The following is a 13,634-nucleotide window of genomic DNA, read 5'->3' as shown; positions in this document are numbered from 1 at the left end:
TTATCCTGATAGTATGCATGTTCCCCTTTCTGATGAAAATACTTTTCATGCATAGAAACACTTGTATAAGCAAATATACCATCTCCATCCTGTTCTGCTATTGGTAAAATATAAAATTGGCTCTTCTTTCCTGCAGCAAGTGTATATACATAGTGATACTCCCCCGGGGTAAAGTAGTCGAGATTGTACGGTACCCACTGACCATTTACTTTCTTTTCAACTTCCCTCTCAGGGAGAATTTTATAAAGATCCGGGCTTGGATTATGGATGACTCCAGGCTCATTTCCTCTTAAAACGACACCTCTTACGTTTACTTTTTTATCCCGAAGCACTTTCATATGATCTCTTGCGGGAAAGTCCCAATCTTCAAATGATACAGTCACCATTATAATCTTATTGTCTAGAGATCTCGTCACTGCAGCACTTCTAAACCCTGAATATCCGGAGGTTATCGGAGCAGAATCTGTTCCTCTTATATCTTCTGTAGAGCCTTCTGTAGAGTCCTCTGTAGACTCACTCTTTCGCTCAGCAAGCTCCTCGGGGTCTTCTGTATCAGTAGTCGACACTTCTTCCTCTATAGATGCAGTTTTTCCTTCCACAGCAGTCTCTTCCGGAAAATCGTCTAATCCTTCTACAGTTCCTGCTGTTTCAAAGCTATTTTTTTCAGAGCTTGTTTCTACCTCCGGTACGTAAGAATCCTTCGTATCTATACTATCCGCATAGCTTGCAGGGGCAAAAATCCCTGCGCAAAGTACTGCACTCAGTCCTAAAGCCAGCATGTTTTTTCTTCTCATCTTGATTATCCTTTTTCCCTGTTATTTTCCAATGTATTTTTACACTATATTTTTCTCTCTAGGAGAATCTTTTACTTCTTTCTACAACAAACTATAAAACTCAATCACAATCTATAATGATTCTGTTTCCATACTTATTTTCATACTTATTTCCATACTTGTTTTTATATTTACTCTTAAACTTATTTTTATATTTATTTCTATACATATCTCTATACATATTGTTGCACTTATTTCTACGCTTATTTCTTTATATAGTTTCAGGGAAAGGTTAAAATTTCATGGTAGTAGCCTTTCCCTGATGGGAGAAAGACACATTTTCCAACAAGACTCTTTTAAAGCAGATGCTTACTCATCCTGCTGTGTCTTCTCCCTGATTGGTGCCTTAAGCTTTACTACGCCTGAACTAAGAGCTTTGCCCTTTCGATTCTAAGCTTCGTAATCTTTCTTATTGCACCCCATATTCAATTTTTCGTTCGGCTTAGTTAGCTGTGCTGTTGATGAAGGTAGTTACCTTCTGGCCTACTAACTCAAGAATGTTCTTTCCTACTGTCTTAAATGCACTTGCTAAGAATACAGCTACTGCAATAAGAATCAGCATAGAGATGAAGTTTGTGTCTCCGTTCTCCTCATGGAAGAAGCGATCTAAAGCCTTCTCTCCGCGAATTTTTGTTGCTAAAATCATGTCATCAAGTCTGGTCATAAAGACTCCTTTCTCTCAGTGAGACACCGATTCGGTGCTCTTGTGTGTTATTGTTTGATATTTATTTTGAAAGTAACCTAAGGCTACTACCATGAACGACTTACTCTTAAAGCAAGAGGAACTGGAACTCTTCGTTCCCCAGACGAATGCTTGCCTTGTCCTGTAAAGGAAGCTCCACATTGCTTACGCATTGCTGTCCGTTTAGGAAGCTATGGTTTGTGGAATTGTTGTCTTGCAGAAAATACTGTCCGTTTCTGCTGATAATGTTGGCATGACTTCTACTGATTGCCTCATTGTCATGTATCACATAATCCACAAATTTTTCTTCTTTTCCCAAACGGAAAATGTTGCCTGTAATAGGAATCCTCTCTCCGTTCTTAATCCGGAGTAGATAGGGCTGCTTCGGTGTGTCCGGTGCCTTGGTATAGTTTAATACCGAGGTTTCCTCTCCTCGAAAGCCACTATGCAAAACCGTAGTGTCTCCGAAGTTTCTTCCTCCATTTCCCACAGCTTCTTGCTGATTAGAAAACAGGGGGCTTGGCTTGGCCGGCTGAAGATTTCCCTTCGCTGCCGAAGGATTGCTCTTCGGGATATTCATCCCGGCACCGACCGGAGCGCTGACTTTGGGATTTCCTGCGAAATTTCCTTGGCTATTTATCGGGGCATTGGGCAAGCTTTTTATCCCGGACAGATCCTCCCCCGGCTTGTCTTTTCCGGACTCCTTTCCGGGAACCTGGAAGGAAAATCCTCCGGAAGACGGTTTTTTCGCCTTCGGAGCAGCAGAAGCGGTCTTCGCCTTTCCTCCGGGAAGATTGAAGGAGGCAGCGGATTTTTTCTTTCCGCCCTTCTTCGCCAGCTCAATCTTCTTTAAGGCCTCTTTTCTTGCCTTCAGCTGTTTCTGCTGTGCCATATATTCCTTGGCTCTGTTGTTGTTGTAATGCTGTAAGAGGTAGAAAAGAGAGATTCTTTCTTCCTTGGGAATATCATCCGGTACAGGAATATCCGGAATAGCTTCCTCCACTGCATTTTCCTGCTTAAGAGCTCCTACAGAGGATAGAGAGGATTGCTCGAAAAAGCTTGCCGCCATACCCCCTACGGAAGAATTTGCAACGGCATTTCCGATTTCGGCTACGCCCTGCTGCAGGCTTTCCTTCGCTGCCGGAGCAAGGGGTGTTCTATCCTTCTTCCCTTCCCTTTCCATCTCTGTCAACAGGTTCAAGAAATCCAGTGAAGAAAATACCGGAATGCTGTTTAAGTAATTCAGGATTCTGGTGACATAGCTTCCCTCCTCCGGATTCTCAAACTGTGCCTGGAACATTACAGACTTCAGGAATTCTCTCTGATCCTTCTGCTCTTTCTCATTTTCCACCGGAAGACAGATGCACTCCGTCTCCCCGGTGGATACGTCGGTATAAATCTGGTTCAAATCCAAGAGGATGCAGGCCGGATCCAGCATATATTCCTCTGCGGATACCATGGCCTCCGTAATCCCCTTGAAAATCCCCATAAAGCTTTGCTTCGTTACCGGCCGGGCAAAGAACTGGTTTGCCGTAATCTTTCCGGTAATGGTATAGCGGATAAAACGCTGTGTATCCATCTGCATATAGTTGGTAGAGGCCAGTCCCTTGGCCTTGTTGCTGGTAAGCATATTCAGACTGATATTGTCCAGCACATCCTCTTCCTTGAGCTGATAAACCAGAAAACTGCTGGCTCCTTGGTTTTCGTATTTGAATTCTTTCATACATTTGCTCCTTTTTGCTTACTTTTCTCCCCACATTTTGGCTTTGGCACTCTGGGTAATATCCATCTTTTTCTTTCCGAACATATCAAACCAGACACCCATTTTATATGTGACGGTAAGGGTAACATCTCCTCCCGAACTTTCGACCTTGAAGTTCATGCCGTCCAAGCCTCTCTCTACCCCGAAGGATTTCAGTTTTTGATTTGCCTTGGAGTCACTGGTGTCTCCGGTCAGGTAGGCTACAAAACGTCTTTTGGCATCATCATTTCCCATACCCAGGGCGGCACCCATGCCTTTCTTTTTTCCGGCATACCAGTCGTTGGGGCTGGAAAAGTATTTGCTGGAAAAGAATCTTCTGTAGCCGTCTTGAATGAGGTCGCTAAGGCTTCCCCAGAAGCCGTTGGCTCCGTCCAGGCCCGAGGCAATCTGATTGTTGGCATAGGAATCCATGCCCAGGCTGGTTGCGGATTGTACCAGTGCGTGTGCGATTTGGTTTTGGGCGTTAAACACAAAGAAGAATCCGTTTAATGCCATAAACAAAGCGCAAAAGATAGGAAGAATGATGGCTGCTTCTATGGTTACCGAGCCTTTTTCCGTATTCTCTCGTTTCATCTTTACTCCCTTCTCCTTTAATACGCCAAATCCTTTTGCTTTTCGTATGGGAAGCCTCCGGTAAGCGTAGGAGATAAATTCATAAATATGTTCAGCTTGTATTTGTTGTCGGAATGTACACTGGTGTAGGCCTTATTGATGTCGAAATCAAAGTCCTTCTTGTGCTTTTCCTTGGCTTCCAGCTGAATGAGGTTCTGCATCCGGTCTGTATACTGGTCGTAGGGGGTGCATAAAATCATCAAAATAGCGCCGTGGGCAGTGTAGTCCAGCGGGAAATAACCCATCTCGTTTTTATCATTGGTTTTTCCCGAGCCGTCCTGTCCTCCATGCTTGGCAGGATCATCATGGTACACGGCTACTTCCGTGCCGGTGGAGCTACCTCCCCCTCGCTCCCTTTCAAACATCCCGCCTAAGGTTGATTTCTGTTCATCACTCAGATCCAGGATTCCGGCCATGTCTTGTGCCAGATGGGGTAATCCCTTAGTGGAAAGGTACGCCGTGGTCTTGAAAAGCACCTGGGTTCCTCCATTTACCAAAATCACCATATCCAGGAAGGGTTCCAGTAAGAGGAAGATGACGGTGGCTACAATTCGTACCGGTCCCAAACCGGAAAGTGCCTTCAGGATATCCGAGTTAAATACCGCATAGCAATCCACCATCAGGCGAAGCATATAGCCGTCAAAGAAGGCACCGGCCTGGGCAGTGTACTCGGAGTTTGCACCGGTAAGCATATATTCCAGTTCCGCACCCTTAAACATCGGATCCGATCCGGAATTATTCCCTAAAGAGGCGATGTCGCTCATGGCACCCCCTTTTCCGCCCTTATCCGATCCTCCTGCCAGGCTAAATACCTTTTGGAAGCTATATCCGGTTAAAGTGGAGCCCTTCTTATAGGTCGTTCGATTCGGCAGGTTGTATGCCGCGTAGCCATATAAAAGGAAGGCGTGATAATACTCTTGGTAGTTCACCAGGAACTTCGCCAGATTGATAAAGTGCTCTGCCATCCAGGTTACCAACCCCGCTAAAAACTTTGCCAGATTAATCAAGAAGCTGGCCAATTTTGTGATCATTTTGAAAACATTCGGAATTCCGTAGCAGGCATCCGCAAAATCTATCGCGTCCTGTAACATCCCTGCAAATCCGGAAGCCGTTAAGAGGGTTGAGGTATCAAAGGAGCTGGTATGCGCTAATAAAGCCGGATTAATATTGGAGTCCAAACTGTTGTCATAAAAAATCTTCATATCCATCAGCTTTTGTGCCAATCTTCCGACGGCAATAACTTCCTTGATACCATCTTGGTCCGCAGTCGCTGATTTATCTAAAATATCTACCAGCTCATCCACATACTTAGCCACGTCCTCCTTAAAGCCCTTCATTTCTATCTTTCCCAATGGAGCTGAGGATAAATCCGCCATGGAATGACCGGAAGCGGTGAAGGAGCTCAGGGCAGTGGCTTGATTGTTTAAGCTTGTTTTTTCTGCCTCTACAATGGCATCGATTCCTTTTTGAATCTGTTTATTGGCAAAATTTTCCGTGGCCTTATGCATTTCTTCAAACCACTTATAGGCATCCGTTCCTATGGTTTCCGCCCCTTCTCCATCAGGAATTTCCCCATCTGCGGCAGTTCCTGTTGTTGCCACCTCCGTGCTGCCATTCGCCGGTACTGTGGCTACCTCTGTACCGGTACCGTTGCCTGCTGCAGGAATGGTAGCAATCTCTGTACCGGTGGAAGCTGCGCTCTCCGTTGCCGCCTCTTTGCTTTCCTCTTTCTTTTTCTTCGTTGCCTCCTTCACTTCACTAAGGTCTTTTTTCACCTTTTCCATCTTCTCCTTTAAATCCTTGGAGGCATCATAAAGGTTTCCAAGACTGGTGCTAAGCTCCTTCGTCGCGGTAGCCAGCTCTCTGGCCGCTGCATCCGCAGCCGCCTCTGCGGCGGGAAGACCTTCCTCCTGCCCGCTGTTTCTGATGGATTCAACGGTTTGCATCGCCGTTTGAAAGGCTTGATATTTTGTTTTGTAATTCTGACATTTCTCCTTGAAGTCCTTCGCCTTCTCCTGAAAATCCTTGACACTGTTAATCATATCCTTGGTGTCATTGGCATAGCCTACCGCCTTGTTTGCCACTTCCGCTCCGGCGTTCAACTGCTTCATTCCGGGAAGACCGTCCAGCTTCTTCTTAATACGATCCAGGTCAAAACCGTCCCACATGGCCTGTGCCATAACCGTATATTCACTGGCCTCATAAATCTGCTGCTTCAGGATGGAGGCGCTACCAAGACTATGCTGTCCGGAAGCCTCCATACTCTGTATGCTTGCCCCCTTACCCAAAGCATTCATATTGGCCTTCATATAGCCCTGGTAAGTGGTATTGACATCATCCTTTTGCGAAATGGAAAGTAAGTCAAAACGCTCTTCCACATAATCATCATAGTGACCCAAGGTAGAATAGAGGGAGCTTCCCATGACCTCCTTCATTAGTTCCTGAATACTCTGGATTCTTGCGTACTCTATGAAAATAAAGGTGGACATCAATAGCGGAGAAACCACTAGGGCTAAAAAGATGGATAGCATGCCCTTCGTTCCGTTGACTTTTCTTTTCAGAAAATGTCTTATTGCTTTTCTTTTTTCTTTAAACCATGCTTTCATATTCTTCTCCCCTATGAAAAAAACTTGTTAAGGCCTTTAACCACCTTGTCCACCGTTTCCAATACGGTTGCAAAGCTCTTCACCTTTTCACTGGCATATTTTGCAAGCTTTACGGAATGGACATAATCCAAGGCGTCAAAGTCGTTGCAGGCTACCGTCGCATCCAATTGCTTGGTTTCGGAAACGCCGATAAAACGCATTAACTCTCCAAATAAAAATCCATAGTTCTTGTGCATGGTAATTTCGATATGATGTCTTCCGATATCATCGTTGGCACGTTCTACCTTAATATCCACCTCACCCTTTGACTTTGCCAGGCTCACATTGGTGAGACGATTGTTCAGAAAATTAGAGGCTCTGGAATTTGCCGCATCGATTCGATCTTGCTTTTTCCCCATAATCCAAAGATAGCGATACACACCGATATTCGTAATATCTTCTTCACTCACCAGATTCAAATCCTTCTTGGCAGATCCATACTTGTAATTCTCCGCCACAACCTGCGCGGCCTCATTGGCCGTAACATGGAACATGACATTTTGGTAAAGGTACATACTAAAACCGATGAAGAACACCAGTATCAGAATACACAGCAGCATTCCGATGGACCATTCAATCATGACGGTGCCATCTTCCCCTTTCTCTCGAAATCCCTTTCTCATCTTGACTCCTTTTCCTTACAGAAAATCCTTTTCCTTTGGCACCGAAGCTTTTCCCTTCAGCACCCTCTTCAGCACTTTTCCTACTGAAGCTTTTTTCTTCGTAATAACGCTTTTCTGCGAAAGCTTTATTTTTCGTCGTAATACTGCTTTCTACGGAAGCTTTATTCTCCGTCGTAGTACTGCTTTTCTCCTAAGATTCCGAATACCTCCTCAAAGTTTTTGTCCAGCCAGGAATCCTTCACAACATAGAAATTGCTCTTTCCGGTGGAAGCAAAGGAATCCGGAAGTACCTTTAGATTCTCAATTTCCTTGGGGAAGTAATAAGAATCCACAGGAGCTGCGGCAAAGGCACCGCTGCCGATTTCCTTTAAATTCTTGGGCATGTGAACTTCCTTCAGGGACTTACAATCCTGAAATGCCGCTTCTTCAATACTTTCTACGGAATTGGGGATGCTAATCTTCTCCAGTGCGGAACAGTTTAGGAAGGCGGAGTCCGGAATCACCTTTAACTGTTCTCCCAGAAAATTCACTTCCTTTAAGCTGGTGCAGTCCCTAAAACCGAACTCGGCAATGCTAGTTACCCCTGCCGGAATATCCAGACTTTCCAGGTTATGGTCAGACTGTACGTCGACCTCGGAGGTCTGATTCTTCGGCAGCACAATCTTCTTTACCTTCTTCAAAAGAGTAAGGCCGTAGCCCAGCTGAAAATCATCATCGCTTTCAAAATACAGTTCTTCCAGCTGCACATCATCATCCGGTCCTAAACCGGAGTCAAAGGACTTTGCCCGCTTGGGAATCACAATCACCTTCTGCTTGGCACCCTCTTCATTCAGATTGGCAATGGAGTCCTCTCCCATCCATTCAAAATAGTCTTCATTTGGTTTGGCATTGGCTTTCTCATTTCCCTTACCGCTGTCTGCCTCCTGCTTGCTGTCTCCCTGAGCACTCTTCTCTTTTCCTCCGTTGCAGGCGGTAAGTCCCAAAGCCAAAGCCAGAACTCCTAAACCTAACAGTGTTCTTCTCTTCATTTTTATTCCCCTTTCTGATTGTTTTCTTTTGCTTTTGATCTTCTATTGCTTTAATAAGCCAATGAACTTCTGTGTATTTCCGAACTTCTATGTATTTCCGAGCGTCTACGTATTCCGCTCTTAAATATTTTCCTTTAATAATTCCTCGAAGAAGGTCTTCTCCGCCAGGGTCTCCACCAGCGCCTCTGTTCCGGCGTGTTCATATCTGGGTACCCCTCCCAGCTCTCGAATGCCGATTTTGGGAAGGCTCTGGCCGGTTTTGTTACTGAACTTGTTATATACGGTGTACATTCTCTTCATGATGGGAACGGGGGAATTTTCCTCCTTAATCTGCAAGGCCTGTAGCATTCTTAGGAACTTATCGTTTCCGATTTCCGATCCGTCTACGGTGAGGACAATGCCGTGCACTCCCCGGTAAACCGCTAAGCTGTCATCATCAATGGAGAAGTCCCCGTCCAGGATGATAATGTCATAGGAGCCCCCAAGCTTTAGCTCCCGAAGCAACTTCTGTCTCTCCTCTAAGGAAAGCTCCATCATATCCAGGGCAATCTTGGCTTTGGAGAAGAAGTACACCCCTCTTGGATCCTGGCGAACCGCACTTTCCAGCTTTAAGCGGAAGTTGGCCTTCTGCTCCTTTAAGGCAAATACCACATCGCTCATGTCCAGCTGTCCTCCGGCATGGAAGAAGATATCCGCCGAGCCGTAGCGCTCCATATTCAAGTACAAAACCCGATGTCCCGCCTGGGCAAAATGGTAGGCACAGGCTGCCGCCATGGTGGAAGCCCCGGTTCCTCCGGCTACCGAGCCGAAGGCAAAGACCTTACAGGGATCCTCTCCGATTTTCAAACCGGTAATGCCCTGAATCCGCTCCGCATAGAGGCTTAAAATCTGCTTATAAATCAGATCCGCCTTCTGGTACTTGGAGATAGCCGCCTCGTCCTTATAGCTTTCGATTTCCGCGGACTCCACGAAATACGCAAAGCTGCACTGCTTGGGAAGAAGGGCGGTGTTGATGTCAAAGGAGGCATCCGCCACCAGCACATCCATCTTTACCTCCCGAACGGTCTTTAAGGCCAGTTCTTCGTCGGTAAAGGAATACAGCTCAAACTTTTCTCCAAAGCGGGTGCTAAACACCGTTACGATTCTTTGTAAGTATTCCTTGTCCTGTTCCAAAATCGCTAATTTGATTTTCATTTCCTTCTCCTTTGCTCTTTTCCAGCTTATTGATTGCTATCTTCGTTCCATCTGCGCCCTATCCTGCTGCCGGAGCCCCTCCTTCTGCAGGGGGTGCTTCTTCCCCTTCCGGGGGAGCTGCCGCTGCCGTTTCTCCCCCTTCTACAGGGGCTTCCGCTACTGCTTCCGGCGCTGCCTCCCCGCCTTCTGCCGGGGCTTCCGATGCTGCTTCTGTTCCTTCTGTCGGAGCTTCGGTGGCTGTTTCCGTCATTGCTTCTGTTGCCGCTTCCGTTGTTTCTTCGGGCTTTGTTTCCTTTTCCTTGCCCTTCTCTTCTTTGGTAGCGTCCTTGCTGTCTTCCGTAAAGATTTCCTTCTTCACGATATTTCGTTTGATAAACTGATATACCTCCGGAGTGGTTTCCACTATGCATACGCCTTTTTTGTTGAAGTAATCCACGCCGAAGAACTGGGGGGTAATGACCATTTCTCCTTTTAAGTTGATAAAGCCCCAGTAGTCGTCCTCCATCACGCCGGCAAGACCTTCCGAGAAGCTCTTCGCCGCCTTGTACTTAGGCTCCAGTACCACTTCTCCCTTCAGGTTGGCAAAGCCCCATTTTCCCTTCTTGGAAAAGGCGAAGATGCCGTCCTTTCCGATTCCGTCCACTTCCTCAGCGGAGAAGTCCGAAATCTGTTCCCAGTTTTCATTGTAGATATGGTAGGCGCCGTCCTCCTTGGCCAGGATGCAGCCCTGGGCAATAAAGCTGTAGTCCGGATTGATCTGCACCGCTTCGAACTTTCGTTCTTGTTCTATCTTCTTTCCGTTTTCGTCTTTTTTCTCCTTACCCTTTTCATCCTTTACCGTATACTTAAGCTCCAGCTCCTTGCCTTCCGAATCGATAAAGAAGACCCTTTTAGCCTTTTTCACCACTGCCTTTCCTTTTTGGAAACGGCTGGCTTCGGAGAATCCGCCGAAAAGTCGGTCTCCCAAGGCATTGTAGTAGCTGTATTCTCCCTCTTCCTTGATGGGAATTCTGTCCTCCGCATAGTAGCCGATGTCTTCGGGATTTTTATTGGAAAATACACCCTGGGTCACTTCATTTTTATCCATCAAAATGGTTTTTCCGTCCTTACGCAGCAGACGATATCCCTTCTCTCCGATGGGCCCTACAAATTCCTGCTTTAAGGAGTTGGAGGATTCCCCGTCTGCCGGGATATAGCCTGCTCCCTCCTTGTTTTTCACCCCGTAGAAGCCGTTGGAAAGGGGATAATAGCTGTTGTAGTTTCCATACAAGGTTTTGAAGGAATAGAGCATTTTCCGGTATTCCTTTTGGAAGGTCTTATCCTTGGAGCCTGCCTTTTTCGCCTTATCCAAAAAGTAAAAGGCATTGGCATAGTCGTTTTTCTGAATGTACAGTCGGGAAATCGCCAGAGCAAAATGCGGATTTTCCGGATAGGCCGCCTGAGCCATCTCTGCCGCCTCCATATATTCCTTGTAGCGGTCTTCCTTTTCCTCATAGGCTTTCTCGTAGGCATCCATCATCTTTTCATAGATGGCTTCTTCCTTCTTAATGCCTAAGGCCTCTTTGTAATTTTCTCCTGCCTTTTGGTACAGGCCTCTCTTCTCAAAGTCCGCGGCTTCCGCCACTTCCTGCTGATACCTTTTTATCTGTCTCTGCTGGTCGGAAATCTTACTATACCAACCCATACCGGTAATCAATACCAGGGCAAAGGCAACCCCCATCTGTGTCTGTGTCACAAGCTGCTCCTTTCTATATCAGAGAAAGCATGGCTGCAAAGCCAAAACCGAAGTAGATAAAAGGTCCCAAGGGAAGGGCGTCCTTTAAGTTCTTTTTCTTTAACAGTAAAACCGGAAGGGAACACAGGGCGCAGAGCAGGAAGGAAAAAAGTAAGCTCACGCAAAAGCCGTACATCCCTGTAAAAAAGGCCAGACCGGTAAAAATCTTAATGTCTCCCATGCCCAAGCCGGAGCGGGAAATCTTATATAAGAGGCACAATAAAATCAAAGCGATAAATGCAGGTACAAAGCTGTTGAGTAAAATCATGGGGAAGTCCCCCTTGTAAAACAGAAGCTCCGGAATCATGAAGAGGATTCTGCCCGCAAGGAGCACTATGGTGCAGAGGTTTGGTATCTTCATGGTATAGGCATCCACCAGCCCCGCCCATTCCAAAACCATGAAGCAAAAAAGAATCATGGCTAAGGCCAGAGTATGCACCGCCGTTTGTCGTACGTAGTAGCCTGTCAGGAAGGAAAAAAAGGCCAAAGTGCCAATCACGGCATAGGGGTTTAAGAAGGATGACCTTGCCTGCCCCTTTAAAAATATCTTTATTACGAGAAAATACACGGCAATGCTGCATATGCTGAAAACAGCGCCGCTAATAAGTCCTTGCATCATTTTCCTTTGATTCCTTTCCCATATCCGGTTTTGTATTGTTTCTATTCCTTACAAATTTCCAAAGTGCTGTTCTTTCGACAGTGGCCTCTTCTACGATTGCCTCTTCTACGATTGCTTCTTCTACTGTTGCTTCTCCTACAGAGAAATTCCCGCAAAGGCGGAGGATAAAATAATGATAATAATGCCTAAGAAAATCAGCATGATGGGCATTAAGAGCTTGGCGGAAGCCTGTTCTCCCTTTTGTAAGAGTCTTTGCTTTTTCTCATTCCAAAGGTCACTGGACTGTCTTGCCAAAAATAGCGGCAGCTCTCCTGCACCCTTTCCCATACTTTGCATTAAGGCACTGGTAAACTTGATAATCTCCGGAGAATTGGTGGCTCTTCCGAACTTGGCTATGGCCTCACTGTCCGCATGGCCGTTTCGAATATCCTCACTGGCATCCCGCATCAGGGCGTAGATATCCCCTTCCCCTCTGCCGCCCACCATGTTCCAGGCGTCTCTAAGAATCATGCCGGAGTTCACCAGAATCGCCATGGTGGAAACTACCTCCGGAAGCTCCGTCTCGCAGTTCTCCGTTCTCTTTACCAGCTTCTGTCGCATGGAGTCGCAACCGTAAATCAGGCCCACAATCGCCAGAAAGATGCCCAGATAGAAGAAGTTCCTGCTATCCTGCCAGCCTGCCAAAAGGCAGCCAAAGCATAAGATAAAGTGGAAAAAGCTAAGGGCCATGGCGTAATACACATTGGCATAGTATTCCGCATACATCTCCCCGTATAAGACCTTGGCATTTTGCTCCAGGCGCTCGAAAAGCACGCCCCTCAAGCGAAGAGGCGGTAGCTCCGCCCAGCAAAAGCCCACGGTATAGATATCCTTTAACGGAAAATCCTTTTCTTCCAAGCCCTCCACCAGCTCTTCGTACTTCTGTCCCCGAAAAAGCTGAATCAGGAACAAAATCGCCAGAATGGTTCCTAAAATCATTGCTATGCTTCGCATCATTTTCCCCTTCTTACTTCACCACCTGCATAATCCGCTGTCCCATCACATAAGCTCCCGCAAAGATGCCAATGGCGATGGTCACCGCAACAATTCCGATGGGCGTAGAAAAGCTTCGATTAAAGCTGGATCCCATGCCTCTAAGCATTCCCGTAAGCACCACCGGAATAATCATCATGGCGGTAAACTGAATCTTGTTGGAAGAAATCGCCGTCTGGATTTCCTCACTGATTTCCATCTTTTCTCCGATAATGTCCGCGGTTCTTCGCACAATTTCCTTGATATTTCCGCCGGCCCGGTAGCTTACATTGAAAATGATGGCAAAGTTCTCAATATCCTTGTTGGCACTGCGCTTTCCCAAAGAAAGCATCATGTCCTCAATGGCTAAGTTGTTTCGCAAGCCCAAAATCATTTCCGCGGTTTCCTTGGTGATTTTTTCATCCTCTCCAAATTCCATCACCATATCCTTATAGGTGCTGTCCAGAGAATCGTGCATGTTCATTCCGCTGGCCAGCGCCACCGCCAAGGATTCCAAAAAGCCTCTGAACTGTCTGGCTAATTCCTTCAGCCGTTTTTCCTTACATTGACCGGCCCGAATCGGAAGAAAGAAGAAGCCGCAGAGACTTCCCACCAGCAGGAAAATAACGATATTGCCATACATGGTGGCCTTCGTTGCTCTTCCTGTGGCATCCAAAAACTGATTGCCGTAAAACACCAGACTCACCGCACCGCCGATGAACAGCGCTATGGCAAAGGCCTGAAGCTTTTCCCTGAAATTCAGATAATATACGTTGTAATTGGTCAGCTCCGTTCCCAAGGGGGAAAGGTAGCTTGCCGGTTCCTTTTCCTTCTTTTTCCGAAAAAACATT

The 13,634-nt window shown here is 46.3% G+C and carries 11 protein-coding genes and 1 pseudogene; all 12 read right to left on the bottom strand.

Annotation, left to right across the window (positions count from 1 at the left end):
- A pseudogene (locus HNQ46_RS05510) lies at positions 1-794 on the bottom strand (hypothetical protein); the annotation flags it as partial.
- Between the two features lie 481 nt (positions 795-1,275).
- The gene (locus tag HNQ46_RS05505; RefSeq protein ID WP_007158123.1) at positions 1,276-1,497 is read right to left on the bottom strand and encodes a hypothetical protein; all 222 of its coding nucleotides are present in this window, start codon (positions 1,495-1,497) and stop codon (positions 1,276-1,278) included.
- Between the two features lie 106 nt (positions 1,498-1,603).
- The gene (locus HNQ46_RS05500) at positions 1,604-3,238 is read right to left on the bottom strand and encodes a DUF6382 domain-containing protein (RefSeq protein ID WP_183683693.1); all 1,635 of its coding nucleotides are present in this window, start codon (positions 3,236-3,238) and stop codon (positions 1,604-1,606) included.
- Positions 3,239-3,256: 18 nt separating this feature from the next.
- A complete protein-coding gene (locus tag HNQ46_RS05495; RefSeq protein ID WP_183683691.1) occupies positions 3,257-3,850 on the bottom strand; it encodes a TadE family protein in 594 nt (197 codons plus the stop codon).
- A 17-nt stretch (positions 3,851-3,867) separates the two neighbouring features.
- The gene (locus HNQ46_RS05490) at positions 3,868-6,495 is read right to left on the bottom strand and encodes a hypothetical protein (protein ID WP_183683689.1); all 2,628 of its coding nucleotides are present in this window, start codon (positions 6,493-6,495) and stop codon (positions 3,868-3,870) included.
- A gap of 11 nt (positions 6,496-6,506) precedes the next feature.
- Entirely contained in the window at positions 6,507-7,157 is a 651-nt protein-coding gene (locus tag HNQ46_RS05485) for a hypothetical protein (protein WP_183683687.1), read from the bottom strand.
- Positions 7,158-7,318: 161 nt separating this feature from the next.
- Positions 7,319-8,185 carry a leucine-rich repeat domain-containing protein gene (locus HNQ46_RS05480; RefSeq protein ID WP_183683685.1) on the bottom strand — a complete coding sequence of 289 codons (867 nt, stop codon included), beginning with the start codon at positions 8,183-8,185 and terminating at the stop codon, positions 7,319-7,321.
- Between the two features lie 120 nt (positions 8,186-8,305).
- Positions 8,306-9,379: a P-loop NTPase family protein gene (locus HNQ46_RS05475; RefSeq protein WP_183683683.1), complete on the bottom strand. Its 1,074-nt coding sequence runs from the start codon at positions 9,377-9,379 to the stop codon at positions 8,306-8,308.
- A gap of 58 nt (positions 9,380-9,437) precedes the next feature.
- Positions 9,438-11,114: a WG repeat-containing protein gene (locus HNQ46_RS12225; RefSeq protein WP_183683681.1), complete on the bottom strand. Its 1,677-nt coding sequence runs from the start codon at positions 11,112-11,114 to the stop codon at positions 9,438-9,440.
- A gap of 13 nt (positions 11,115-11,127) precedes the next feature.
- A complete protein-coding gene (locus tag HNQ46_RS05465) occupies positions 11,128-11,772 on the bottom strand; it encodes a prepilin peptidase (protein WP_183683679.1) in 645 nt (214 codons plus the stop codon).
- 135 nt (positions 11,773-11,907) lie between these two features.
- Positions 11,908-12,768, bottom strand: coding sequence for a type II secretion system F family protein (locus tag HNQ46_RS05460; protein ID WP_183683677.1), 861 nt, complete (start codon positions 12,766-12,768; stop codon positions 11,908-11,910).
- A gap of 10 nt (positions 12,769-12,778) precedes the next feature.
- The gene (locus HNQ46_RS05455; RefSeq protein ID WP_007158136.1) at positions 12,779-13,633 is read right to left on the bottom strand and encodes a type II secretion system F family protein; all 855 of its coding nucleotides are present in this window, start codon (positions 13,631-13,633) and stop codon (positions 12,779-12,781) included.
- Position 13,634 lies beyond the last annotated feature (1 nt).

The sequence above is a fragment of the Oribacterium sinus genome (assembly GCF_014202695.1).
Classification (GTDB): domain Bacteria; phylum Bacillota; class Clostridia; order Lachnospirales; family Lachnospiraceae; genus Oribacterium; species Oribacterium sinus.
The sequence above is the reverse complement of the archived record's forward strand: the minus strand, read 5'-3'. Positions and strand labels throughout refer to the sequence as shown.

Coding starts and splice junctions, on each gene's coding strand:
- HNQ46_RS05480 (WP_183683685.1), bottom strand. CDS start 8,185: ATGAAGAGAAGAACACTGTTAGGTTTAGGAGTTCTGGCTTTGGCTTTG.
- HNQ46_RS05495 (WP_183683691.1), bottom strand. CDS start 3,850: ATGAAACGAGAGAATACGGAAAAAGGCTCGGTAACCATAGAAGCAGCC.
- HNQ46_RS05490 (WP_183683689.1), bottom strand. CDS start 6,495: ATGAAAGCATGGTTTAAAGAAAAAAGAAAAGCAATAAGACATTTTCTG.
- HNQ46_RS05465 (WP_183683679.1), bottom strand. CDS start 11,772: ATGATGCAAGGACTTATTAGCGGCGCTGTTTTCAGCATATGCAGCATT.
- HNQ46_RS05505 (WP_007158123.1), bottom strand. CDS start 1,497: ATGACCAGACTTGATGACATGATTTTAGCAACAAAAATTCGCGGAGAG.
- HNQ46_RS05475 (WP_183683683.1), bottom strand. CDS start 9,379: ATGAAAATCAAATTAGCGATTTTGGAACAGGACAAGGAATACTTACAA.
- HNQ46_RS05460 (WP_183683677.1), bottom strand. CDS start 12,768: ATGATGCGAAGCATAGCAATGATTTTAGGAACCATTCTGGCGATTTTG.
- HNQ46_RS05455 (WP_007158136.1), bottom strand. CDS start 13,633: ATGTTTTTTCGGAAAAAGAAGGAAAAGGAACCGGCAAGCTACCTTTCC.
- HNQ46_RS05500 (WP_183683693.1), bottom strand. CDS start 3,238: ATGAAAGAATTCAAATACGAAAACCAAGGAGCCAGCAGTTTTCTGGTT.
- HNQ46_RS05485 (WP_183683687.1), bottom strand. CDS start 7,157: ATGAGAAAGGGATTTCGAGAGAAAGGGGAAGATGGCACCGTCATGATT.